The following is a 25,008-nucleotide window of genomic DNA, read 5'->3' as shown; positions in this document are numbered from 1 at the left end:
GACATATTATGAATCTTAAAGGAAGAAATTTCCTGACACTGAAAGACTTTACACCGGAAGAGATCACTTACATGATTGACCTTGCAGCAGATCTGAAGGCAAAGAAAAAAGCAGGAGAGCTTCATGAGTATTACAGAGGTAAGAATATTGCCCTGATCTTTGAAAAAACAAGCACAAGAACACGCTGTTCCTTCGAAGTGGCAGCTCATGATCTGGGAATGGGTTCTACCTATCTGGATCCCACAGGCTCCCAGATCGGAAAGAAGGAGAGCATCGCAGATACTGCAAGAGTTCTCGGAAGAATGTATGAGGGAATCGAGTACCGTGGCTTCGGTCAGGATATTGTTGAGGAGCTTGCGAAGCATGCAGGTGTACCGGTATGGAATGGCCTGACAAACGAGTATCATCCGACCCAGATGCTTGCAGATATGCTGACAGTACGTGAGCATTTCGGCAAACTGAAAGGCCTGAAGCTTGTATACATGGGCGATGCCCGTTACAACATGGGTAACTCCCTGATGGTTGTATGCTCCAAGCTTGGTCTTGATTTCGTAGCCTGCACCAACAAGAAATATTTCCCGAATGATGAGCTTGTAGCACAGTGTCAGCAGTGGGCAGAAGAGGCAGGTTCCACCATCACTCTCACAGAGGATGTGGAGGCAGGAACAAAAGATGCGGACATCATCTACACAGATGTATGGGTATCCATGGGCGAGCCTGACGAAGTATGGACAGAGCGTATCCACGACCTGACACCATACAAGGTTACCAGACATGTAATGGAGAACGCCGGTGAAAAGGCAATCTTCCTTCACTGTCTGCCGGCCTTCCATGATCTTAAGACAAAGATCGGAAAAGAGATGGGCGAGCGTTTCAACCTTACAGATATGGAGGTTACAGACGAAGTATTCGAGTCTCCGCAGTCCAAGGTATTCGACGAAGCTGAGAACCGTATGCACACCATTAAGGCTGTGATCGTTGCAACATTAGGAGAGCCGGAGAAATAATGTCAGATTTATTTAATGAAGAAATAATTTCACAGGCAACACATACAAAATGGGCGGGCAAAACCGTCCATTTTGCAAGAGAAACAGATTCCACAAACCTCTGGGGAAAACGTGCCTGGAGGGAAGAAGGCGCAGGACACGGAGAGCTGTTTGTGGCAGAATATCAGTCCGCAGGACGCGGACGTTTTACAAGACGATGGAGTGCGCCGCCGGACAGTGCCATTACTATGAGTATCCTTATCTGCCCGGAATTTTCTCCGCAGAAGGCACCGATGCTGACACTTGTTATGGGACTTTCAGTTGCACAGGCAGTAGCAGAGCTCGGTCTTGAGGTAGGGATCAAATGGCCTAACGATGTAGTTGTTTCCCGCAAAAAGATCTGCGGTATCTTAACCGAAATGACCATGAAGCAGGATAAGATCGGCTGTGCAGTTATCGGAGTCGGGATTAACGTAAATATGGAAAGCTTCCCGGAAGAAATGGCAGATAAGGCTACCTCTCTGTATCTGGAAAGCGGACATCCCTTTGACCGGGCACAGGTAGTCGGACTTGTGATGAAGCATTTTGAGGAAAATTATGAGAAATTTGTACAGACAGAGGATCTCAGCGGCCTGAAACCGGATTATGAGAAAATGCTGGCCAATCTGAACCAGCCGGTACGTGTACTGGATCAGAATGATCCATATGAGGGGATCGCAAGAGGGATCAATGCCGGCGGAGAGCTTCTGGTAGAGCGTGCAGACGGTACAGTCGAGGAAGTAAATTCCGGAGAGGTTTCTGTACGTGGTTTATACAGCTATGTGTAAAACATGCAGCACAGATCGGATAAAATTTCCGTCAGCGATTTTCCGTTGATGTTTTATTGCAGTAGTGGAAAAAACAAGAATCTCCCTGCTTTAGCTGTGGGGAGTGTCAAGTTATAAATAAAGGAGATTTTATGTATCAGGATAACATTGTGCTCTGCGGAGCAAGCTCTTATGAGCAGAAATATTATTTTAACCAGGATTTTGCTTCTCTTCCTGAGACGGTAAAGCAGGAGCTGCAGATCATGTGTGTGCTTTTCACAGAGGATGTAGGCGGGATCCTGACACTGGAATTTGATGAGGACGGCAGTCTGCAGTTTAAGACTGAGGCCCTGGAGGCAGATGCCCGTTTTGACGAGATCGGAAGTGCACTGAAGATCAAGGAACTCCAGCGGGACAAAAGAGAGCTTCTGGAATCTCTGGAAATGTATTACAAGGTATTTTTCCTGGGAGATATCCCGGATGAGGAACTGCAGAAAAAAGCAGATGCCGTTGAGGAATGATCCATGAAGATGCAGTGGAAGATCGGAAATGTGGAGATACCGAACCCCTTTGTGCTTGCACCGATGGCAGGGGTTACGGATCTGGCATTTCGAAGACTTTGCAAGGAGCAGGGGGCTGGTCTGATCTGTATGGAGATGGTCAGTGCCAAGGCGATCTCTTTTCATAATAAGAATACAGAGGCGCTGATGGAGATCGATCCCGGGGAGCATCCGGTATCCATGCAGCTTTTTGGCAGCGAGCCGGACCTTATGGCAGAGGTGGCAAAAAGCATTGAGGAGCGTCCCTTTGACATTCTCGATATCAATATGGGATGTCCGGTTCCCAAGGTGGTAAATAATGGCGAGGGCTCAGCTCTTCTGAAGGATCCTCAGCTGATCGAAGAGATCGTCCGCAGTGTTTCCGGAGCAGTTTCCAAGCCGGTAACGGTGAAGGTCCGCATTGGCTTTGATGAAAATACGCCGGTGGATGTGGTGGAGATCGCAAAACGGGTGGAGGATGCCGGTGCAGCAGCCATCGCAGTTCATGGAAGGACCAGACAGCAGTATTATTCCGGCCAGGCGGACTGGGATGCTATCCGCAGGGTGAAGGAAGCGGTGACCATTCCGGTGATAGGAAACGGAGACATCGTTTCACCGGAAACTGCAGAAGCCATGTTTAAAGAGACTGGCTGCGATGCGGTGATGATCGGTCGTGCAGTACGTGGGAATCCGTGGATCTTCCGGGAGCTGAACCACTATTTCCACACCGGGGAAAAGCTTCCCAGACCAACCACAGAGGAAGTCTGCGAGATGATCCTGCGCCATGCCGAAGATCAGATCGCGATAAAGGGTGAGTATATCGGGATCCGCGAAATGCGGAAGCATGTAGCCTGGTATACAGCCGGTATGCGGCACAGTGCGGGAATCCGGAGAGAATCTAATAATATTTCAAGCTATGAAGAACTGAAAAAGCTTACAGACATGGTACTGGAGCGATAAAAGAGAAAAGTATGCCGGAGAAAACGAAACGTTCTATTGACAAGGAACGGGGCGCGTGCTACAGTCAGTTAGTGGGAATCCGCAGAAAGTTTTTTTGTTTTACAGGAGAAAAATAATGGCAGATAAAATAGCAGTTTTAATTCCTTGCTACAACGAAAGCAAGACGGTAGCAAAGGTTATCCGCGATATGAAAAAAGCACTTCCGGAAGCTGTGATCTACGTATATGATAATAACTCTACAGATGGAACTGACGAGATCGCCAGAAAAGAAGGGGCAGTTGTCCGTTATGAGTATCAGCAGGGAAAAGGAAACGTGATCCGCAGTATGTTTCGGGATATCGATGCGCAGTGTTATCTTATGGTAGATGGCGACGATACTTATCCGGCAGAGTTTGCAGCTGAAATGTGCAGCAAGGTTCTGGAGAAAGGCACAGACATGGTAGTTGGTGACCGCCTTTCTTCTACATATTTTACAGAGAACAAGAGACCTTTCCACAACTTTGGAAACAGCATCGTAAGAGGTTCCATTAACCGTCTTTTCAAAAGCAACATCAAGGATATCATGACAGGTTACCGTGCCATGAGTTACCGCTTTGTAAAAACATTCCCGGTACTTTCCAGGAATTTTGAGATCGAGACAGAGATGACGATCCACGCCATCGATAAGAACATGCAGGTTGAGAATGTAGTCATTGAATATCGTGACAGGCCGGAGGGAAGTGAGTCCAAGCTGAATACTTATGCAGATGGATTTAAGGTCCTGAAGACTATTGTGAAAATGTTCAAGAATTACAAGCCGCTGGAGTTCTTTTCCCTTATCGCAGCAGTGTTGTTTGTGGTGGGAATGGTATTCTTTATTCCGGTGCTGGTACATTTTCTGGAGGTTGGGACAGTGGAAAAGATCCCGACACTGATCGTCAGCGGGTTTGTGATCCTGACAGCTATCATCTGCTGGTTTTCAGGGATCATCCTTTCTACACTGGTCAATCAGCATAAACAGGATTTTGAGTATCAGACACAGATGGTGACTAATCGTTATAAAGATCTTTTTCCGGAGAAGAAATAAGGAATCAGACCGGGCAGGATAATACAGAAAAGCCGTGTTGAAATCTGAGATTTCGCGCGGCTTTTTTTGCATATTTCAGGGACCCTTTTTCGACGTGGAATGCTTGACAATACTGGGGCTTTTCGGTATAATACAGGAATTGTGAATATCCTGAGATTTTTACGCCCTTTTTTAGAAAAAAGAGCTCTTGGGAATGGTAGCAACAGAAATATCCGAAGCTGTATTTTTTTCAGAAAAAACAGCACGGTTTTGAAAGGAAGTAAGGCAAAATGGAAGAAGCAAAGAAGAACTTACTCACATACGCAGGACTTAGAAAACTGGAAGATGAGCTGCACGATCTGAAAGTTGTTAAGAGAAAAGAAGTAGCAGGAAAGATCAAAGAGGCCAGAGAGCAGGGAGACCTTTCTGAGAACGCAGAGTACGATGCAGCAAAGGATGAGCAGAGAGATATCGAGGCACGTATCGAGGAGATCGAGAAGATCCTCAAGAACGCTGAGGTTGTAGTAGAGGACGAAGTCGATCTTGACAGAATCAGCGTAGGCTGCAAGGTTAAGGTTCATGATTATGAATTTGAGGAAGATATGGAGCTGAAGATCGTAGGTTCCACAGAGGCTAACAGCCTTGAGGGAAAGATCTCCAATGAGTCTCCGGTAGGTAAAGCACTGATCGGTGCACACACCAACGATATCGTTGAGGTTGAGATGCCGTCCGGAATCATGAAATACAAGGTTCTTGAGATCCAGAGAAACGTATAAAGCAGACAACGGAGCGGATCGCACAGATCCGCTTGAACGACAGATAGATTAAGGAGGCCAACAAGTGGCAGAGCAGAAGAAGCAGGATGTAAACCAGCTGCTTAAGGTACGTCGTGACAAACTGGCAGACCTTCAGGCAAATGGCAGGGACCCGTTTCAGATCACAAAATTTGATCAGACACATCATTCCCTTGAGGTAAAGAATCTCTATGAAGCACATGAGGCAGAGCTTCTCAAAGATCGCAAGGAGCTTGATGTAACAGGTCTTGATGAAGAGCAGGCAAAAGAGGCTCAGAAGAAGGATTATGAAGAAAGAAGAAGCATCATGGACGCAAGCCCGATCCATGTATCGATCGCAGGACGTATGATGTTCAAGCGTGTAATGGGAAAAGCTTCTTTCTGCAATATCCAGGATTTACAGGGTAACATTCAGGTTTATGTGGCAAGAGATGCCATTGGAACCGATTCCTATGCAGATTTCAAGAAATCTGATATCGGTGATATTTTTGGTCTGGAGGGATTTGCTTTCAGAACAAGAACAGGTGAGATCTCCATTCATGCAGAGAAGATGACTCTTCTTTCCAAGAGCTTACAGATCCTTCCTGAGAAATTCCACGGACTGACAGATACAGATACCCGTTATCGTCAGAGATATGTGGATCTTATCATGAACCAGGACAGCAAGAATGTATTCATCAAACGTTCCCAGATCCTTAAGGAGATCCGTAACTTCCTTGCAGGACGTGACTTCATGGAAGTTGAGACACCAATGCTGGTTTCCAACGCAGGCGGTGCAGCTGCAAGACCATTTGAGACACATTACAACGCACTGAACGAAGACGTTAAGCTTCGTATTTCCCTGGAGCTTTATCTTAAGAGACTGATCGTAGGCGGACTTGAGAGAGTTTACGAGATTGGCCGTGTATTCCGTAACGAGGGTGTTGATACCCGTCACAATCCGGAGTTCACTCTGATGGAGCTTTATCAGGCATATACTGATTATGAGGGAATGATGGAGCTGACAGAGTCCATGTTCCGTTACCTTGCAGAGAAGGTCTGCGGTTCCACAAAGATTTCCTACAATGGTATCGAGATCGATCTTGGAAAGCCTTTCGCACGTCTGACCATGAACGATGCCATCAAGAAATATGCAGGAATCGACTTTGACGAAGTAGCAGATGATGAGGCAGCCAAGAAGCTTGCTGACGAGCATCATATCGAGTATGAGGATCGCCATAAGAAGGGTGATATCATCAACCTCTTCTTCGAGGAGTACTGTGAGAAAGAGCTGATCCAGCCGACATTTATCATGGATCATCCGATCGAGATCTCTCCGCTGACCAAGAAGAAACCTTCCGATCCGAACAAGGTAGAGCGTTTCGAGCTCTTTATCAATACATGGGAAATGTGTAACGCATATTCCGAGCTCAACGACCCGATCGATCAGAGAGAGCGTTTCAAAGCACAGGATGCTCTTGCAGACGCAGGTGATGAGGAAGCCAACCACACAGATGAAGACTTCCTGAATGCACTGGAGATCGGTATGCCGCCAACAGGTGGTATCGGATACGGAATCGACCGTCTCGTTATGCTCCTGACAGACAGCCAGGCTATTCGTGACGTACTTCTGTTCCCGACAATGAAGTCCCTGGACGCTGACAAGAAAGCTTCCAAGACTTCTGAAGCAGCTCCTGCAGCGGCAGAAAAAGTTGCTGAGAAGGTTGATTTCTCCAACGTAAAGATCGAGCCAATCTTTGAAGAAATGATTGATTTCGATACCTTTGCAAAGGCTGATTACCGTGCAGTAAAGATTCTGGAATGTGAAGCAGTACCGAAGAGTAAGAAGCTTTTAAAGTTCACTCTGGATGACGGAACAGACCGGAAACGCACGATTTTAAGCGGTATTCACGAGTTTTACGAGCCAGAAGATCTGATTGGCAAGACAGCGATTGCAATCGTAAATCTGCCGCCGAGAAAGATGATGGGCATTGATTCCGAGGGTATGCTGATTTCAGCAGTACACGAGGAAGACGGGCATGAGGGATTAAATCTTCTCATGGTTAATGACCGGATCCCGGCAGGTGCGAAGCTGTACTAAGAATGGATTGAAAGTTATAAAATTGTAGGTTAGATGTTGTGTACTACAACAGAGGTACAACAAATTTTTGTTGTATAATACGTGATAACACTTGGTATTACGTTTGTTGTATTATGGAAAGTAAATAAGAGATTTTGTATAAAGGACATTTTTCTAAAAGAGATTTTGGAAAGATGTCCTTTTTTGCGTGCTGCAATAAGCGGCTAACAGTGTTTGAGTTAATGTCAAAATATTATTATTGGAGGAAAACGAAAATGAAAAACAGTACAGCGTTAGGAGCAAAAGAAAAAACAACTCACACAATAACTTTCAAAAGCAAACAACACGAAAATTTTTATCAGGAATATTTATCAAAAGACAGATATCAAGATGTATATTACAAAGCATTGGTATATTGTCTCGGAATTAGTGAGGACACGAGAAATCATGTGGATAACATTTATGATTTCAAAACAGGAAATATTAAGACAGAATGTCTGAAGGAAGGATGGCAAACTAGTGGTAGTTTAAAAATTATCCGTATGGCATTTAACCTTTATTGCAATGGAACTCCAAGTGTTTTTGACATTGATGATGCGGATGGACAGTTGCAGGAATGTGGATGCTATACAGTAGAAGACTTATTTTGCTGTGGTTATGCCAGATATTTTTGGGAGGCAATTAAAATCCGGTATCCGGAATATTGCTTTTACCAGGACTGGGAGGATTTCTTATGTTAAAAATCAGATTGCAGGGAACCACCAATGATATTAAGTGGTTCCAGAAAATCCTGCAGAGGGATAAAAGAATCAATGTACTGGAAATGTCAGAAAAGTACGCAAATAAAGGAACAAAAAAATATTTTCGTGTGTATGCAGAAATTGATAAGGCTGTCAGGCCGGAACAGTAAACGGAGGAGAAAGTTATGTGTAGAGTGATTGCAGTCGCAAACCAGAAAGGCGGCGTTTCAAAAACAACAACCAGTATCAATTTAGGAGTAGCTCTGGTTCGATTAGGAAAAAGAGTGGCGCTTGTGGACGCAGATCCGCAGGGGCATTTAACTTTGGGATTAGGATTCCCAAAAAAGATCCGGGTATCCTTGAAGAATATGATGGAAAATATCATCATGGGTATGGAGTTTGACCCGATGGAAGCTGTTTTAAGGCATAAAGAGGGAATTGATGTCATTCCATCGAATAAGATGCTGACAGGTACGGATCTGTCACTGATTACAGTAGAAAACCGGGAAAAAGTTTTGAAAGAATATCTGGAACTTCTGGAAGATAACTATGATTATATTATCATTGACTGTATGCCCTCTCTGGGAATGCTGACGATTAATGCGTTAAGTGCAGCGGACAGTGTTTTGATTCCGGTACAGCCTCAATATTATGCAGCGGATGGTTTAGTTGAGCTTTTGAGCGTAGTGAAAGGAATTAAACAGCGTTTCAATCCAGGATTGGAGATTGAGGGTATTCTGTTTACGATGGACAGCAGCCGCTATAATAATTCCAAACGGAATAAGCAGGCAGTGAAAATGGCTTATGGTAAAGAAATGCGTATTTTTGAGAAGTCCATTCCCAGATCAGAGGCAATCGCAGAGACTGCTTCTGAGGGGGTGAGCATCTTTGCTTATGACAGCAGGAGTAAAGGGGCAAAAAGCTATGCGGAGCTGGCAGAGGAGGTGCTGAACCATGCGTAAACCTCAGAAAGAGATTCAGCTTACTTCCTACAATGAACTGCTTGGGATTGATGATTCCGTCAATCCCGGCACAGACAGGATCGTGGAGATTCCTATATCAGACCTGCATCCGTTTAAAGGCCATCCCTTTAAAGTTCTGGATGATGAAAAAATGACGGAAACGGCAGAGAGTATCCGCAATTATGGTGTGTTAAATCCGGGGCTTGTCAGGCCGAGAGCAGAAGGTGGCTATGAAGTGGTTGCAGGACACAGGAGGAAACGTGGCTGTGAACTGGCGGGAAAGGATACAATGCCTGTTCTTATCCGTAATTATTCAGATGATGAAGCGGTCATCATCATGGTAGATTCCAACATCCAAAGGGAGAATATTCTGCCCAGTGAAAAGGCATTTGCTTATAAGATGAAATTGGAAGCCATGAAACATCAGGGAGCAAAAGGTACCGGAGATACTGCCGATCTGGTTGGAAAAGAAGCTGGAGACAGCGGAAGAAAGGTGCAGAGATATATCCGGCTGACAGAACTTTTACCGGAGCTTTTGGATATGGTAGACAATGGAAAGATAAAATTTATTCCGGCAGTCAGCCTTTCGTACCTGTCAAAAGAAGAACAGGCATGGGTACAAGCCTGTATTAAGGAAAAGAGTGTTTCCGTCAGCGGAGTGATGGCAGACGCCTTAAAAAAACACAGTGAGGATGGAAAGCTGACGGAACTGGCAGTGCAGTTGATTTTGTCTGAGGAAAAGAAAGATACAGGCAAGGTGACGCTTCCGGGAAATAAGATCAGCCGTTATTTTCCAAAAGAATACAGCAGACAGCAGATTGAGCAGGTTATTTTTGAATTGCTGGATAACTGGAAGAACAGCCATTAAACGGGAAGGAGGAAAAGCAAAATGGCAAAATATGATGTTACATTTGATTATTTTCACGGCTATGAATCGGAGCAGTTTGCTTTTTACCGTATCCCTAAAGTGCTGTTTACGGATGATTATTTTCGTAACCTGTCCAGTGATGCAAAGGTGCTTTACGGTCTGATGCTGGACCGGATGGCATTGTCTATGAAAAACAGATGGATTGATGAAGAAAACAGGGTATATATCATTTTTTCACTGGAACAGGTCATGATGTACATGAACTGTGGCAGGGATAAAGGCATGAAAACCCTTGCAGAGTTGGATACAAAAAAGGGAATCGGTCTGATTGAACGGGTGAAGCAGGGATTTGGAAAGCCGGATGTTATTTATGTGAAAAGCTTTGTGATGAAGGAGAAGCCGGAGCCTGTACCGGAACCGGAACCGGAAGCGTTTGAAACAGAGGGAGAAGGTCTGTCTTCTGACGAGGTCGGAAATGCCGACTTGTCGAGGTCGGAAAAACCGACCTGCCGTGGTCGGAAAAACCGACCTGACGAGGTCGATAAAACCGACTTATCGAGGTCGGAAAAACCGACTTATCGTGGTCGGGAAAGCCGAAGTCCAGAGGTCGGAAAAATCGACCCTAATTATACTTATTATAATAATACTGATTTAAGTGATACTGATAGGAGTAATACCAATCTTATCAATCCATCAGAAAGACAGCCCGCAAAGCGGTCTGGGAGGATGGATGAGATGGATGTCATACACGCATACACAGCCATTGTGAAAGAGAACATTGAGTATGACACCCTGATCCAGTCTGCAAGGCTTGGCGAAAAGGAATACATAGACGAGATTGTGGAACTTCTGGTAGAAACCATCAGTGCGAAGCGTGATACTCTGAGCATTGGAGGTGCAGAGTACCCTTACCAGTTTGTGAAAAATAAACTGTTGAAAGTGGAAAGCTCACACATCCAGTATCTTTTGGAGTGCCTGCATGACAATACGACAAAGATACACAATGTGAGGGCCTACCTTCTTGCCTGTATTTTTAATGCACCCTCAACGATCAACAATTATTACCGGGCAGAGGTCAACCACGATATGTACGGAGGAGGAAATTTATGAGCAGGAGAGAATTTTTAAACAAAACAGTCATGCCGGTGGGAACGGTTCTGTTTCTTGCATTTTTGTTCCGTCCGCTGTGCATGGTGCAGGGGGAACTTGACTGGCGGCTTTTGATGCTGCTTGTGGGGATACCTTTTGGAATCCGGAAAATGTTTCTCTGGGTGGTTCCCAGTGGAATGGGAATCGGCGGAACTGTCGGGGTGGCAGCTTTCAACCTGATGGCCGGCGGAGTAATCGGCAGTGTGATTATGGTATGGCGGTTGCTGGTGGCTGTTTTCACGATGATAAAAGGAGTGGCTGTGGGAATCTGCCGGATTACCGGAATCGGCAGATAAGGAGTAGAAAATGGAGGATGGAATGGACAGAAAGCTATTGGAGCGTTTATTTTATGACGGTATCATGCCGAGAGAAAAATGCTGTCCTGAGAAAAAGGATTATCAAGATACCATGAAGCTGTGTGACACGGTGGAACAGGAATTTGCAGCATTGCTCTCCAAAGACGAAGCAAAGATGTTTCAGGATTATAAAGAATATGCGTCCAGTCTTACCACGATGGAAAATGCAGAGAGTTTTATGCAGGGGATGGCATTAGGCATCCGGTTAACTGCAGAAGCGTTTACCTTGGGAGACAGTAAAACAAAATAGTGAAAATGAGAAAGCAGCCGTGGAATAACAGGTTGCTTTTTCTCTGTCCATTTTTCAAGAAAGGAACGGGTAAAATGGAGCTGTTGATTTTAATTATTTCCATACTGGCATTTCTTTTGGAACTGTTCGTATTCTGGAGCTGCATGATGGCAGGCAGGGCTTTGGATGAAGAAATGAAATGCTATGAATACGAAAAAGAAAAGAAGCATAAGAAAAAACTTCCCGACAAGTTGGCGGGAAGCGGAAAAAGAAAGAAGCATATTTTTTGAGGAAGGAGGCAGGATTGGTGGAGATCGCAGAGAAACTCCGGTATTTTCGCAGCCAGAGGGGATTGTCACAGGAACAGCTTGCGGAGCGGGCGGGGATTCATGTTAATACCATACGGAAATATGAATTGGGATATCGGAAACCAAAGATAGCGCAGTTAAAGAAAATAGCGGGCGGCCTGGAAATCAGTGTCATAGAATTTCTGGATATTGAAATAGAAAATGAAGCGGATCTGATAGCAGTATTGAAAAAAATCAGTCCGTTTTTTAAGTGGGAGGCATTCGCCGGATTGTTTGGGAGGGAGTAAGGATGACAATTGTCATTTGTTTTATTGCGGTACAGATCATTATGTTTTTCTTCCTGTATCCCCTGTTGGTTGCGGGAAAATGGGAAGATGAGCAGATGCAGCGGTTATTTGAGGAAAAACGTGCGGCAGAAGGCCGGAAAGAATTGGAGGATAAGATGGAATCACAGAGAGATGTATTGCGGATGATTGAAAAAGAGATCAGTAAGGGAAGTGTTCCGGTACGGTTTGCCGGGATGGGATTTACAGAGGACACCTATCATCTGGTGGAAAGCAAGGCGAAGATGAACCAGCTTTTAGATTACTTTTTCCGCATCGGAGAATTTGCAGCACTGGCAGATAAGCAGGTAAGAAGCAATGTGTATATGGATGCCGGATTCAAAAAGGTTAATTTCCGAAGCGCCATTTCTGAATTGGACAGAAGAAATATGGAAGCTGCAGCAAAGCGGTGGATGAAAAAGAAACATCCTTCCTTTGACGGGGATGTGTATGTGGAGAACGTCCGGTGCTTCCTGGAATTTCCGGAGGAAGAAAGGGAAAAATATGAATGTACCGTAAACGGAGAGAAAACCACAGCACTGATTTTCAGCAGGAAACATTTGTCGGGATTATACTTGCAGTGCCTTATTTACCGGAAGGAAGCAATGCAGCATATGGAGCAGTTGGAAGGGCTGTCGGAAGTATGCAATCGGATCTACCGATTGGAAGACGTGGATGTACTGTTTCAGTGTATGCTGTTTGACCAGATGGAGTGGGAGGATGGGAAGGTGTACGGGCATTTTAGTACCGTGTATTTGTTAAAGAATCGAGAATGAGGATGACAAACAGAACCGCATGGGATAAAATATAAACATTGGGAGGTGAAAGCCATAACAGAAAAAGAGTTGATTGGTCTGGTACATCACTCTATGTATCAACAGTGGGAAAGGCGTGGTTACGCAGCACCCGTAGATACATTGATAGAATGTGGTGTACTTCCGAAAAAAGCATATGAGGAATGGCGGTTTGGGAAAGTTCCGTATTTGGAAAAAGTGTGTATCGTTAATCTACATAAGCTGTCATTTATCATGCACCAGATGCGAGTGTTTGCAAAGAAGAACCAATGGACACCGTCGTTCTGTTATTATAAACAGTGGGGAATAAAGAAAAAAGACGGGCAAGGGCATAAACCTGTGATCCCACTCCGATTTAGTAAAAGCGGGGAAGCGGAAATTGAAAGATGGTATGCAACACATTTTGTGGATAAAAAGAAAATTAGTCTTTTGAAAAAGGAACAGCATGGGAAAAAGTAATAAAATCTGCCCAAATTGCGGTAGAAAAATGAAACAGCAGTTTATAGGGTTACAGCACTGCAAATGTGGTATGAGCTGGAAAAAGGATATAGGTTTTTTTACCCGTACCGATGACATGGTTTTTGCCCTGCAGCGGAAAAACGCAGGTAAGAAAATCAAGCAGGTTCCGGTTATCCGGAATAAATAAAATATAGTTTACACTTACATAATGTTATAACAGCCGGCAGGTTCCGTTTAGAAAAATTGGATCTGCCGGCTGTTTTGTTTTCAGGATAACTTACCGACAAGTTGTCGGTAAGTGGAAAGGAGCCGCCTATGGAAATGTATTTACATCATCTGCTGATACCACCGTAAATCAGAACAGCAGGAAGAAAGGAGGTCATGCAGATTGGAAGAAGAAGTTACCCAAAAAACGATTGCTTTGTCAATTAAGACTACAAAGGTAACGGCAGATGTGCTGCGGATGATGCTTAGGAAGTATCTGGAAGCACAGAAGCAGAAAGGGCCGAATCCGTATAAACAGGGAAAGCAGACATACGACCAACTGAGGGAACAAGGCGTGGGTTTGTCCAATATCCAGATTACGGATGGCAATATTAAATCCTTTGAACGTGTGGCAAGGGAATTTAAGATTGATTTTGCTTTGAAAAGAGAAGATAACGGAAAGCCCCCGACTTATTATGTGTTTTTCAAAGCGCCGGATGAGGCAACGATGGATCTGGCTTTCAAAAAATACTTAGGAAATCAGATGTTAAAAAAGGATAAGCCGTCCATCATGGAAAAACTGGCTCATTTTAAAGATACAGTATCGAAAGGCATGAACCGGGAACGGGCAAAGGAACACCAGAAAGACAGGGGGCAGAGCTTATGATGGGAAAACAGGTAACAACCCCAAAAAAGAAGCAGGATAAAAAGAAACCCCGCCAGAAACGTGCGGAACCTGGAAAAAGAAAGAGATTTTCCCTTCCCCCGAACAGCATACCCGGCAAGATGCAGGCGGATTTATATGGATTTATCCATGATAAGATGGAAAGATTGCAGAGAGCAGACCGAAAAAAGCTGTTCCTGCTGAATTTCCCATATCTTCTATTTGCTTATGTCTGTAACAAAATATGCTGGCTGTACCGTGTCAGTTCCGGTGGAACGGCGTGGGATAAGTGCATGGAAACACTCAATTATTTTGAGCGGGCGTTTGAAAATCCGATTCCGAGTTTCTATTACATGGATGTATTTTACGGTATTCTGGGCGGTATTGCTGTGAAGCTGATTGTCTGTTACCGGGCAAAAAATGCAAAGAAATACCGGCAGGGTGTGGAGTATGGTTCCGCCAGATGGGGAACGGAAAAGGACATTCAGCCTTATGTTGACCCTGTGTTTGAGGAAAATATCATCCTGACGGAAACAGAACGGCTGATGATGTCCGGCAGACCGAAAGAGCCAAAGTATGCCAGAAACAAAAATATTCTGGTAATCGGCGGTTCCGGTTCCGGCAAGACACGTTTCTTTGTAAAACCCAACCTTATGCAGATGCACAGTTCTTATGTTGTGACAGACCCCAAAGGGACTGTACTCGTGGAAGTGGGGCATTTGCTGGCGAGAGGTTCGCCTATGACAGACGAAAACGGAAAGATAATTCGGGACAAGGAGGGAAAAGTGGTTTACGAGCCTTATAAAATCAAAGTGCTGAATACGATCAATTTCAAAAAATCCATGCATTATAACCCCTTCGTGTACATCCGCAGTGAAAAGGATATTCTGAAGCTGGTAACTACGATCATTGCCAACACAAAGGGCGAGGGGCAGCAATCCGGTGAAGATTTCTGGGTGAAAGCCGAAAAACTGTATTATTGTGCGTTGATCGGCTACATTTGGTATGAGGGCCGGGAAGAAGAAAAGAATTTTAACACGCTTCTGGCGCTCATCAACGCATCAGAAGCCAGAGAGGATGATGAGAACTTTAAAAATCCGGTTGACCTGATGTTTGAGGAACTGGAAGCAAAGACCCCGGATCACTTTGCAGTACGGCAGTATAAGAAATACAAACTTGCGGCAGGTAAGACAGCAAAGAGTATTTTAATCAGTTGTGGTGCCAGACTTTCTCCATTTGATATTGCGGAACTGCGGGAACTGATGAGCTATGACGAGCTGGAACTGGATTTATTGGGAGACAGAAAAACAGCTTTGTTTGTTATTATTTCCGATACGGATGACACATTCAATTTTGTTGTGTCCATCATGTATACACAGCTATTTAACCTGTTATGTGACCGGGCGGATGATGTGTATGACGGAAGACTTCCGATTCATGTACGCTGCCTGTTAGACGAATTTGCGAATATCGGGCAGATCCCCAAATTTGAGAAGCTGATTGCGACGATCCGAAGCCGTGAGATTTCAGCTTCTATTATTTTGCAGTCAAAGAGCCAGTTAAAGGCGATTTATAAGGATAATGCGGACACGATTGAAGGAAATTGTGACACGACACTGTTCCTCGGTGGAAAGGAGAAAACAACCTTAAAAGAGATGGCTGAAATTTTGGGTAAAGAGACCATTGATCTTTACAACACCTCGGATACCAGAGGTTCGCAGCGTTCTTATGGACTGAATTACCAGAAAACAGGGAAGGAGTTGATGAGCCAGGATGAGATTGCAGTCATGGACGGCGGGAAATGTATCATGCAGCTTCGTGGAGTCAGACCGTTTTTCTCTGATAAATTCGACATCTGCAAGCATAAGAACTATAAATACCTGTCGGACTATGACAAAAAGAACCGCTTTGATATTGAAAAATATTTAAGCACCAATCTTGTAATGAAGCCGGATGAAGAGGTGGAAGTCTACAGGATGTAACCAGTAAACGGACAACTTCCCGACAAGTTGTCGCAAAGTTAAGGGAGGAAACAATGGATGTTTATGGAAGAAAAAAGCAGCCGATACCCCATCGGTCAAAATGAAAGTAACGGCTGCAGCTATGTCGGATTTTCCATAAGAAAAATCCTGTACCTATACTATCACAAAAGGCAGGGTTTTAACAGTGTTTTTTGCTCCCTTTCTCTAAAAAAGAAAGGATTAAAGGTACACATATGGCATTTTTTACTACAGCGATTACTACTTTAAAAACACTGGTCTGTGCAATCGGAGCCGGACTTGCGGCATGGGGTGTTATCAACCTGTTGGAAGGGTATGGAAATGACAATCCCGGAGCAAAATCGCAAGGAATTAAGCAATTGATGGCAGGCGGTGGCATTGTGCTGATCGGAATGAACCTGATTCCACAGCTTGCAACCCTGTTCGGATAATTTATGGGCGGGATTATTGAAAAGATAACGGATTTCATAAAGGAACTTCTGACGGGATGGGTTACATCGAATTTGGAAACCATGTTCACGGATGTAAATACGAAAGTAGGTACCATTGCAACAGAAGTTGGCAAGACACCCCAGGATTGGAACAGTGGCATTTTTTCGATGATTAAAACGTTATCGGATAATGTCATTGTCCCCATTGCGGGGATGATCATTACGTTTGTCCTGTGTTATGAATTGATCTCCATGATTATGGAAAAAAACAACATGCATGACACAGATACGTTCATGTTCTTTAAATACATTTTCAAGATGTGGGTAGCCGTTTATCTGGTGACACATACCTTTGATATTGCCCTTGCAATTTTCGATGTGGCAAATCATGTGGTGACCAGTGCCGGAGGTATTATAAACGGCAGTACCTCCATAGATGTGGCGGAAGCATTACAAACACTGCTGGAGAGCAGTATTGAGGATATGGGCATCGGAGAACTTTTAGGGCTTGGCCTGGAAACAATGATTGTGAGTCTTTGCATGAAAATCATATCTGTCCTCATTACCGTCATTTTATACGGACGTATGATTGAAATTTACCTTTATGTATCTGTTTCCCCGATCCCGTTTGCAACTTTCACCAACCGGGAATGGGGCAGTATCGGAAATAATTATGTGAAAGCACTGTTAGGCTTGGGCTTCCAGGGATTTTTCATGATGGTCTGCGTGGCAATCTATGCGGTGCTGGTAAATACCATTACCGTTGCGGACAACCTGCACACGGCTATCTGGTCAGTGGCAGCTTATACAGTGATTTTATGTTTCAGTTTATTTAAGACAGGTTCCCTGTCGAAATCAATATTCAATGCACATTAGGAGGGAAAGGCTATGGCATATGTACCAGTGCCGAAAGACTTATCGAAAGTCAAGACAAAGGTGGCACTGAATTTAACAAAAAGACAGATCATCTGCTTCTCTCTTGCGGGAGTGTGCGGAGTACCAGTTTACTTTTTAACAAAAAACAGTCTGGGAACAGATGTGGCAGCTACGCTTATGGTCATTGCGATGCTGCCATTTTTCTTTCTGGCAATGTATGAGAAAGACGGATTCCCGGCAGAAAAGATATTGTACCATATGATACGGCAGAAATTCTTGCGTCCTGGCATCCGGGTGTATCGCTCAGAAAATATGTATGACCGTATGGTGGAATTGGAAAGATTAGAGAAAGAAGGTGCAAAACTTGAGAAGAAGGCAAAAGAAGCCAGGGAAGCGAGAAATCCGTTCCGTTTCTTCAAAAAGCAGAAGCGTAAAAAATAAAGCACAGCCAAAATTCGGGGAAGGACTGACAAAGGAAGAAAAAAAGCGGTTAAAAGAACTGCGGGCATTGAAAGCACAGGAACAGAAGAAGAAAAAACCTTATACAGCACAGGATACGATTCCCTATAAAGAAATTTACAGGGATGGTATCTGCCAGACCGCGGACAATTATTTTTCAAAGACGATTCAGTTTTTTGACATCAATTATCAGCTTGCACAGAACGACGATAAGACTACCATATTTGAAAATTACTGCGAGTTCCTGAATTACTTTGACAGCTCCATTCAGTTTCAGATTACATTCTTGAATCAGCAGGTCAATTTTGAGGAGTATGTAAAGACGATTGATATTCCGCTTAAAGGGGATAATTTCGATGACATCCGCAAAGAATATGCGGATATGTTGAAAATGCAGCTTGCAAAGGGAAATAATGGACTGGTCAAGACAAAATATATTACCTTTGGCATTAAAGCAGAAAATCTGAAAATGGCAAAGGCAAGACTTGAGAAGGTCGAGGCAGGTATTTTAAGTAACTTCAAGGTACTGGGAGCTGCGGCGAAGTCCCTAAACGGTGTGGAACGTCTGAAAATCCTGCATGATGTGATGAACATGGATACGAAAGAGCCATTTCGTTTTCACTATGGCATGGTGGCAGAGACAGGACTTGGTACAAAAGATTTTATTGCTCCTACGGGATTCGATTTCCGAAATGACAGTATGTTCCGCATGGGGCAGACCTTTGGCTGTGTATCCTATCTGCAGATTACTTCTCCGGAGCTGACAGACCGAATGCTGGCGGATTTTCTTGATATGGAAGAAAATCTGATTGTCAACATCCATGTACAGCCCATTGATCCGAAAGAGGCAATTAAAAGCCTGAAAAACCTGCTGTCAAACATTCAGAAAATGAAGATTGAGGAACAGAAAAAAGCGGTGAGAAGCGGTTATGATATGGACATCATTCCCACGGATCTGGTCACTTACGGGGATGATGTGCAGAATCTTGTGACGGAGCTGCAGTCCAGAAATGAAAAGATGTTCAAGATTACATTTCTGTTGATGAATACGGCAGACAGCAAACGAAAACTGGATAATATCGTTTATCAGACGGCGGGTATTGCACAGAAATATAACTGCAATATCCGCCGTTTGCAGTATCTGCAGGAACAGGGAATGACGGCATCTCTGCCTCTTGGTATCAATCAGGCGGAAGTTCACAGGATGCTGACTACCACATCGACAGCCATTTTTGTTCCGTTTACCACACAGGAATTATTCCAGGACGGGGAAGCACTGTATTATGGCTTGAATGCTCTTTCCAACAACATGATCATGGTAGACAGGAAGCGGCTGAAAAACCCGAATGGCTTGATACTTGGAACACCGGGTAGTGGTAAATCGTTCAGTGCGAAAAGGGAAATCCTGAATGTATTTTTGATTACTAATGATGACATTATTGTGTGCGACCCGGAAGGAGAATATTTCCCGCTTGTTCATGCGTTAAACGGACAGGTGGTAAAAATCAGTGCAAAGAGTACGGATTATATCAATCCTATGGATGTGAACCTGGATGTTATTTACCATCCGGAAAAATACCGGATTAACGGGGATGTGGAGGATATAGATACCATCATTGCGGATAAGTCGGAGTTTATTGCTTCTTTTTGTGAGCTGATTATGAAAAAGCCACAGAATGCAGAACTGGACGGCGATGAAGTTTCTATTATCGACCATTGTATCAAGGATATTTATGAGGAATACCTGTTCAATGATCCGAAGCCGGAAAATATGCCGATACTGGAAGATTTCCTGAACAGATTAAATGTGTATGCTGATCAGAATGATGCGGCAAGGCGCATTGCCAACTGCCTGCAGCTTTATGTTACAGGTTCCCAGAATGTGTTCAATCATAGAACCAACGTGGATATGAACAACCGTGTGGTGTGTTTTGATATTAAGGATTTGGGAACAACACTCCGTAAAGCCGGGATGCTGATTGTCCAGAACATGGTATGGACAAGGGTTTCCACCAATAGGGCGTTGAAGAAAGCCACCCGTTATTATGTGGATGAGTTCCATCTTCTGTTGAAGCAACCACAGACAGCCAATTACTCTGTGGAAATCTGGAAGCGTTTCCGCAAATGGGGCGGCATTCCTACCGGACTGACCCAGAACGTCAGCGATTTCTTGGGTTCTCTGGCCGTGGAGAATATCGTAGGTAACAGTGATTTTATCTATATGCTGAACCAGCACAGCGGGGATCAGAAGATTCTTGCGGAAAAACTGAATATTTCACCGCATCAGCTCTCTTTCGTCAATAACAGTAATGCCGGAGAAGGGCTGATTTTTTATGGAAATGTGATTATCCCATTTTCCGATAAGTACCCGACGGATACGAAAACCTATGCAATCATGAGTTCCAAACCGGAGGAGATGCAGACGAAGTAACCTTTTCTTTTGCGGAAAAGAGGTGAGGCATTTTGCAGGAACAGATATTTAATGCAAAAGAGAAGAAAGTCAGCCGCATGAGTCGGGATGGATTGATGGAAGAAAATCTTGCAACAAAGGAAAGACGGAAACTGACTGACCGGGAATCCGAGGTGTCTTTCAAAAAGTCGGATGCAGAACAGTCTTTTGTGTCTGGGAACGATGCTTCCGGGAAAAAACAGAAGAAACAGGAAAACAGAAGTCCTCCGAAAGAAGAGGAGGGCAAAAGCCAGGAAGATGGGAATACGGAGCATAGCAATTACCATCAGGGCGGCAGGAGCAGTGGATATTCCCATGAATCAGCGATGGCGGTACGGGAGAGGAAAGCAAAGCACCGGAGCCGCTATCATAACCAGAGACAGGTAAAGCCGGGAAAACTGCAGTTTGACAAGATGGAAACAGATGGAAGTCTGAATAAGAAAAATGGAAATCAACAGGTGAATGCTGATGCAGAACCGGGAACAGGAAGTCACAGGTTACAGCAGGCAGAAGAAAAGGCAAAAAAATCAGCCGAGAAGCTGCAGCACGCAAAGAAACATCAGACCCGTAAAAAATCAATTCAGATGCAGAGGGTAAAAGATGAGGAAACACAGACCGTTAAACATAAGCTGTATTTTAATGAAAGTCCAAAGTCTGGAAAAAATCATGCGGCAGTGAAAAAAACGGGTGTCCGTTTATCAGATGCCGCAGGTGGTCTGGCACATGGGAAAATCCATCAGGAAGAACCTGACAACAGTGCAGTTGAAGCTGCCCATAAAAGTGAGCTTGCCGGGGAGATAGTTCTTCGCCAGCACAGCAACCGCAGTTACCGAAAGCAGAGGAAAGAACAGAGAAATCTGAACCGTCTGGAACGGAAGGTTTATAAAAATACTACCAGTTATCAATACAAAAAGTATCTGGAAGAACATCCGGAAATGCAGAGAAAACTTTTGCAGAAGGCATTTCAAAAACAGCGGATCAAGCGGGAATACCAGAAAGCGTATCGTGCCGGGAAACTGGCAAAGGAAAGCAAAGATACGGCGATTAAAAGTGTCAATGTGGCAACAAAAGTGGCACGAAAGTTACAGGAGATTTTTGCTAGAAACACAACCGTCATTCTGGCAGTTGGTCTTTTGATGGCACTTCTTCTATTTATCATGGCAGGTTTATCGTCCTGTTCTGCTATGTTTGCGAATGTTTCTTCCAATGTGATTGCTGCCAGTTATCTGGCAGATCCGGATGCGATTGAACAGGCAGAGATGTATTACACGCAGATGGAGGCTGAGTTACAGCAGAAGATTAACCGGATGGAAGCCCAATATCCGGGAAAGGATGAATACCGCTATAACGTAGGGGCAATCGGGCATGATCCGCATACTCTCATCAGCTATCTCACAGCAAAGTATGGAGATTTTACCTTTAACGAAGTAAAAGAGGAACTGGAAGAACTGTTTGCTCTCCAATACGGCATAACCGTAGAGGAAAAGACAGAGACAAGGGAAGAAACTACTACCATACAGGTAGGAGAATCTCTTGGAAATGTGGTGACCAGCGGTTATTGTAACTGTTCCATTTGTTGTGGTATCTGGAGCGGCGGGCCAACAGCCAGCGGTGCAATGCCGCAGGCAAATCATACCATTGCTGTAGATGCATCAAATCCATTCCTGCCAATGGGAACGAAAGTAGTCATGAACGGTGTGGAATATACGGTAGAAGATACCGGAAACTTTGCACAGTATGGAGTCCAGTTTGATGTGTATTACGACAGTCATAGCGCTGCATCGGCACACGGTCATAAGACTTGGGAGTGTTATCTGGCAGAAGGAAATGAAAATGCAGTGGAAGTCACCCGTACAGTGACCGTGGATGTGTTGAATGTATCTGTGCAGGCGAAGCCATTATTTGGAGTGATTACAAACCGGATGGATGAGGAGCAGAAAGAAATCCAGAAGCTGGTCTACTCCTGCAGAGGAAACTTGCAGACCTATGCCACTCCGATTGAACTCAACTGGTATTCCTATATCAGCACTTATTATGGCTATTTCGTAAATAATGCAACCGGACAGACGGAGCTTCACCGGGGTGTGGAAATTAACGTAAAAGAAGGAACCGAAGTACAGTCCGCAATGAATGGAACTGTGACAGCTACAGGGTATTCCGGTACTTTTGGAAATTATGTGGTGACACAGGATGAGGATGGCGTCCAGATTAAGTATGCTCATCTTCAAAATATTGCCGTGTCCGAGGGTGTTGCGGTGACAACGGATACTATAATCGGAACAACCGGAAGTACAGGCAGTGCAACCGGAAGTCAGCTTTATCTGGAACTGGTAAAGGACGGAACCTATTACAATCCGGTCTTTTATATCGCAACCGGGGAAGGTGGCTTATACGGCGGAGGCAGTTCCTATGATGATGAAACGGTTCAGCGTTTATTTACGGAAGCGGAAAAATATCTGGGAATGCCTTATGTCTGGGGTGGTTCCAGCCCGGAAACTTCCTTTGACTGTTCCGGTTTTGTCAGTTATGTGTTTACCAATTCCGGAGTCTGCAACATGGGCAGACTGACCGCACAGGGAATTTATAATATCTGTACTCCTGTTGCACCGGAAGAAGCAAAGGCAGGAGATATTATTTTCTTTACCGGAACCTATGCGGCAGGAGAACCTGTAACCCATGTGGGCATTTATGCCGGAGATGGCCAAATGATCCACTGCGGAGATCCCATCCAATATACTTCCATCAATTCGCCTTACTGGCAGTCGCATTTCTACGGATTTGGAAGACCAAATTGAGGGGAGGTGACACAGTGAGCATTGAGAAAATGAAAGCAGATCTTTCCAAACTTAACGATAAAATCGGACAGTTACAGCGAAAAGCAAAGGACATGGAGGAACGGATATTACAGGCAGAAAATATGGAATACTTAAAGATTATCCGTAAGAACGGTATTTCTGCCGAGGAGCTGCAGTTGATGATTGATATTAGTAATGAGGAACAAAAACAGATTTTAGCAACCAGAGAAAAGGAGCAGACAGGAAATGAAGAAGATACATAAAAAAGCAGCCGCTTTGGTGTTTGCCGCTGCGATGGCAGGGCTTCCAATGGGAACGGCTCTCGGCTCACTGGGAACGATGACCGTGTGGGCGGAAGAAGCGGAGGGTGCCAAAGCACCTTCCGAAACACAAGAAGAAATGCAGACAGAAACACAAGAGGAAACAGTTGCGGAAACTACTGCAGAACAGCCGGAAGTACAGATTACTTTTACCACACCGGAAGGATGGCAGGCAGAGAAAGCGACTGTGGGTATCCAGGTAGAAGATACAAAAAATACAGGCGGTTTTTCCATTGCAAAAGTGGAAGCCAGAATTTCTGAAAACGGCGGCTGGACAGATGTGACCCAGAGCATGAGTGTGGAAGTCACAGCAAACAGCAGTGTATATGTGCGTGTGACCGATCAGAACGGGGAGACATACGAGCAGAACCGTTATATTGAATGTTTTGATAAGACAAAGCCGACACTGAGTGCGGCGGCAAAAAACGGAGCGCTTTTGATACAGGGGGCAGACGAAGGCTCCGGTGTAGCTGCCATTTATGTCAATGGCAATGAATTTACCGAGCTTACCAATGGCGCATTACAGGTACGTCTGCAGAAAGCAGATACCACGTATCAGTATTTTACGCTGCAGGTAAGGGATAATGCAGGAAATATTTCCGAAAATTATAAAGTTGCAAATCCATATTATGAAGATCCGGAGGCAGTAAAAGAAACACCGTCCGGAACGGGGGAGGAGCAGAAAAACAATTCTCTTCCCGCAGATGCAAATGCAACACCGCCTACCAGTGCAAAAGCGGATGTTACAGAACATCAGACAACAGGGAATACATCCGCAGAGCCTACAGAGCCGGAAAATGTGGATACTGATATAGGGAGAGTGCAGGAAGTTCCGTCCGGTACAGAAAAAAGCGGAAAAGAATTTTACACCATCCAGACGAAAAGCGATAAGGTATTTTACCTGATCATTGATAATGAAAAAACAGATGAAAATGTCTATCTGCTTACCGAGGTGAGTGAGAATGACTTGTTGAATTTCACAGACAGCAATATGGTGACTCTGCCGCAGAATAATGCGATACAGGAAACAGCACTTCCACTTGAGAAAGAAGAGAATACGGAAGAAACAGAACCGGAGCCGACAGAGAAACCGAAACCAGAGAAAGAGCCGGAAAAGAAATCAGAAAATAATTCCGGCACAATGCTTATCATGCTTCTGGTTCTTGGGGCAGTCGGCGGCGGTTATTATTATCTGAAATTTGTCAAAGGAAAGAATGGCAGCTTTGATGCGGATTATGACGATGAGGACGAAGATGATATGGAGGACGAGGAAACTTTCGAGGACGAGGAAGAAACTGATGAGGAACCAGGGAACGAGGAACCGGAAGAAGCCGATGGGGAATACCCAGAGGACGAAGAGTATATGTAAAAATGGATGGGGAGCGGTAAAAACCAGCCGCCTTCCCGCCACAAATATAAAAAGAAAAGAGGTT

At 44.4% G+C, this 25,008-nt stretch carries 27 protein-coding genes; all 27 read left to right on the top strand.

All coding sequences use genetic code 11. The features are described 5' to 3' along the window. Window positions 1-8 precede the first annotated feature (8 nt). The 27 genes from argF to V9W66_RS09075 all read left to right on the top strand — a co-directional run bounded on the left by argF (window position 9) and on the right by V9W66_RS09075 (window position 24,944). The gene (argF, locus tag V9W66_RS09205; protein WP_015526726.1) at window positions 9-1,007 is read left to right on the top strand and encodes an ornithine carbamoyltransferase; all 999 of its coding nucleotides are present in this window, start codon (window positions 9-11) and stop codon (window positions 1,005-1,007) included. After that, window positions 1,007-1,813: a biotin--[acetyl-CoA-carboxylase] ligase gene (locus V9W66_RS09200; protein ID WP_144093620.1), complete on the top strand. Its 807-nt coding sequence runs from the start codon at window positions 1,007-1,009 to the stop codon at window positions 1,811-1,813. Before argF ends, V9W66_RS09200 begins: the two co-directional genes overlap by 1 nt. 131 nt (window positions 1,814-1,944) lie before the next feature. Next, the gene (locus V9W66_RS09195) at window positions 1,945-2,313 is read left to right on the top strand and encodes a DUF6145 family protein (RefSeq protein WP_015526724.1); all 369 of its coding nucleotides are present in this window, start codon (window positions 1,945-1,947) and stop codon (window positions 2,311-2,313) included. Window positions 2,314-2,322: 9 nt separating this feature from the next. Next, on the top strand, window positions 2,323-3,291 hold the full coding sequence (dusB, locus tag V9W66_RS09190; RefSeq protein WP_144093621.1) for a tRNA dihydrouridine synthase DusB: 969 nt from the start codon (window positions 2,323-2,325) through the stop codon (window positions 3,289-3,291). Window positions 3,292-3,406: 115 nt separating this feature from the next. After that, window positions 3,407-4,357 (top strand): glycosyltransferase family 2 protein, encoded by a 951-nt coding sequence (locus tag V9W66_RS09185; protein WP_015526721.1) that lies wholly within the window; start codon window positions 3,407-3,409, stop codon window positions 4,355-4,357. A 269-nt stretch (window positions 4,358-4,626) separates the two neighbouring features. Next, complete coding sequence (gene greA, locus V9W66_RS09180; RefSeq protein WP_015526720.1) at window positions 4,627-5,112, top strand: transcription elongation factor GreA; 486 nt, start codon at window positions 4,627-4,629, stop codon at window positions 5,110-5,112. 64 nt (window positions 5,113-5,176) lie between these two features. Further along, window positions 5,177-7,210: a lysine--tRNA ligase gene (gene lysS / locus V9W66_RS09175; RefSeq protein ID WP_144100373.1), complete on the top strand. Its 2,034-nt coding sequence runs from the start codon at window positions 5,177-5,179 to the stop codon at window positions 7,208-7,210. Window positions 7,211-7,464: 254 nt separating this feature from the next. Then, window positions 7,465-7,929, top strand: coding sequence for a DUF6075 family protein (locus V9W66_RS09170; RefSeq protein WP_144093314.1), 465 nt, complete (start codon window positions 7,465-7,467; stop codon window positions 7,927-7,929). Continuing rightward, entirely contained in the window at window positions 7,923-8,099 is a 177-nt protein-coding gene (locus V9W66_RS09165; RefSeq protein WP_186290008.1) for a hypothetical protein, read from the top strand. Before V9W66_RS09170 ends, V9W66_RS09165 begins: the two co-directional genes overlap by 7 nt. Window positions 8,100-8,114: 15 nt before the next feature. After that, window positions 8,115-8,891 (top strand): ParA family protein, encoded by a 777-nt coding sequence (locus tag V9W66_RS09160; RefSeq protein ID WP_144093306.1) that lies wholly within the window; start codon window positions 8,115-8,117, stop codon window positions 8,889-8,891. After that, window positions 8,884-9,759: a ParB/RepB/Spo0J family partition protein gene (locus V9W66_RS09155; protein WP_144093304.1), complete on the top strand. Its 876-nt coding sequence runs from the start codon at window positions 8,884-8,886 to the stop codon at window positions 9,757-9,759. The genes V9W66_RS09160 and V9W66_RS09155 overlap by 8 nt, the downstream gene beginning before the upstream one ends. Before the next feature lie 21 nt (window positions 9,760-9,780). Then, window positions 9,781-10,869 (top strand): DUF6017 domain-containing protein, encoded by a 1,089-nt coding sequence (locus V9W66_RS09150; RefSeq protein ID WP_144093302.1) that lies wholly within the window; start codon window positions 9,781-9,783, stop codon window positions 10,867-10,869. Then, window positions 10,866-11,204: a DUF6050 family protein gene (locus V9W66_RS09145; RefSeq protein WP_144093300.1), complete on the top strand. Its 339-nt coding sequence runs from the start codon at window positions 10,866-10,868 to the stop codon at window positions 11,202-11,204. Before V9W66_RS09150 ends, V9W66_RS09145 begins: the two co-directional genes overlap by 4 nt. Window positions 11,205-11,214: 10 nt before the next feature. Then, window positions 11,215-11,514, top strand: a complete 300-nt coding sequence (locus V9W66_RS09140) for a DUF6809 family protein (RefSeq protein ID WP_144093298.1) — start codon at window positions 11,215-11,217, stop codon at window positions 11,512-11,514. A gap of 74 nt (window positions 11,515-11,588) precedes the next feature. Continuing rightward, a complete protein-coding gene (locus V9W66_RS09135; protein WP_144093296.1) occupies window positions 11,589-11,783 on the top strand; it encodes a hypothetical protein in 195 nt (64 codons plus the stop codon). Between the two features lie 17 nt (window positions 11,784-11,800). Beyond that, window positions 11,801-12,088 carry a helix-turn-helix domain-containing protein gene (locus V9W66_RS09130; protein WP_243121615.1) on the top strand — a complete coding sequence of 96 codons (288 nt, stop codon included), beginning with the start codon at window positions 11,801-11,803 and terminating at the stop codon, window positions 12,086-12,088. A 2-nt stretch (window positions 12,089-12,090) separates the two neighbouring features. Beyond that, window positions 12,091-12,900 (top strand): hypothetical protein, encoded by an 810-nt coding sequence (locus V9W66_RS09125; protein WP_144093292.1) that lies wholly within the window; start codon window positions 12,091-12,093, stop codon window positions 12,898-12,900. Window positions 12,901-12,969: 69 nt separating this feature from the next. Continuing rightward, on the top strand, window positions 12,970-13,377 hold the full coding sequence (locus V9W66_RS09120; RefSeq protein ID WP_330575252.1) for a hypothetical protein: 408 nt from the start codon (window positions 12,970-12,972) through the stop codon (window positions 13,375-13,377). 388 nt (window positions 13,378-13,765) lie between these two features. Further along, window positions 13,766-14,248, top strand: coding sequence for a PcfB family protein (locus V9W66_RS09115; protein ID WP_144093288.1), 483 nt, complete (start codon window positions 13,766-13,768; stop codon window positions 14,246-14,248). Window positions 14,249-14,403: 155 nt separating this feature from the next. After that, on the top strand, window positions 14,404-16,227 hold the full coding sequence (locus V9W66_RS09110) for a VirD4-like conjugal transfer protein, CD1115 family (RefSeq protein ID WP_144093310.1): 1,824 nt from the start codon (window positions 14,404-14,406) through the stop codon (window positions 16,225-16,227). Window positions 16,228-16,460: 233 nt separating this feature from the next. Further along, window positions 16,461-16,676, top strand: coding sequence for a Maff2 family mobile element protein (locus V9W66_RS09105; RefSeq protein ID WP_144093286.1), 216 nt, complete (start codon window positions 16,461-16,463; stop codon window positions 16,674-16,676). Between the two features lie 3 nt (window positions 16,677-16,679). Next, entirely contained in the window at window positions 16,680-17,552 is an 873-nt protein-coding gene (locus V9W66_RS09100; RefSeq protein ID WP_144093284.1) for a VirB6/TrbL-like conjugal transfer protein, CD1112 family, read from the top strand. 12 nt (window positions 17,553-17,564) lie between these two features. After that, window positions 17,565-17,993, top strand: coding sequence for a PrgI family protein (locus V9W66_RS09095; protein ID WP_144093282.1), 429 nt, complete (start codon window positions 17,565-17,567; stop codon window positions 17,991-17,993). Between the two features lie 25 nt (window positions 17,994-18,018). Beyond that, window positions 18,019-20,442, top strand: a complete 2,424-nt coding sequence (locus V9W66_RS09090; protein ID WP_144093308.1) for a VirB4-like conjugal transfer ATPase, CD1110 family — start codon at window positions 18,019-18,021, stop codon at window positions 20,440-20,442. A 32-nt stretch (window positions 20,443-20,474) separates the two neighbouring features. Beyond that, window positions 20,475-23,255 (top strand): C40 family peptidase, encoded by a 2,781-nt coding sequence (locus V9W66_RS09085; RefSeq protein WP_330575525.1) that lies wholly within the window; start codon window positions 20,475-20,477, stop codon window positions 23,253-23,255. A 14-nt stretch (window positions 23,256-23,269) separates the two neighbouring features. Beyond that, window positions 23,270-23,518 carry a DUF4315 family protein gene (locus V9W66_RS09080; RefSeq protein WP_144094050.1) on the top strand — a complete coding sequence of 83 codons (249 nt, stop codon included), beginning with the start codon at window positions 23,270-23,272 and terminating at the stop codon, window positions 23,516-23,518. Next, window positions 23,502-24,944: a CD1107 family mobile element protein gene (locus V9W66_RS09075; RefSeq protein ID WP_144094049.1), complete on the top strand. Its 1,443-nt coding sequence runs from the start codon at window positions 23,502-23,504 to the stop codon at window positions 24,942-24,944. Before V9W66_RS09080 ends, V9W66_RS09075 begins: the two co-directional genes overlap by 17 nt. Window positions 24,945-25,008: the final 64 nt, after the last annotated feature.

Origin of the sequence: Blautia massiliensis (ex Durand et al. 2017) (genome assembly GCF_051861785.1) — a bacterium.
Lineage (GTDB): Bacteria > Bacillota > Clostridia > Lachnospirales > Lachnospiraceae > Blautia_A > Blautia_A luti_A.
The sequence above is the reverse complement of the archived record's forward strand: the minus strand, read 5'-3'. Positions and strand labels throughout refer to the sequence as shown.